At 49.3% G+C, this 223-nt stretch carries 1 protein-coding gene; it reads right to left on the bottom strand.

The window, feature by feature from the left end:
* A partial coding sequence (locus NE668_RS10120) for a hypothetical protein (RefSeq protein ID WP_256196915.1) occupies nucleotides 1-223 on the bottom strand: 223 nt, incomplete at both ends.

Raw genomic sequence — 223 nt, 5'->3', positions numbered from 1 at the left:
TGCATGAACCGTTACGATCATCTCCCCGGCTTTTTTAGGAATCAGCTGACAGGACTCGTCTTTCCACACAACTTGAACGTCGCAGATCTCAGGATTCTTCGACGTATATCTTACGTTCCCCGGAGCCGCCGACTGCAGGAACACATTTTCACCGCCCATTACAACTGTCATAACCGGTTTGGTTACTGCGATCGGATGCTTTGCTTTCCGGTAATCTTCGTCA

Source organism: Veillonella parvula, assembly GCF_024461875.1.
In the GTDB taxonomy this organism is placed as follows: domain Bacteria; phylum Bacillota; class Negativicutes; order Veillonellales; family Veillonellaceae; genus Veillonella; species Veillonella parvula_I.
The sequence above is the reverse complement of the archived record's forward strand: the minus strand, read 5'-3'. Positions and strand labels throughout refer to the sequence as shown.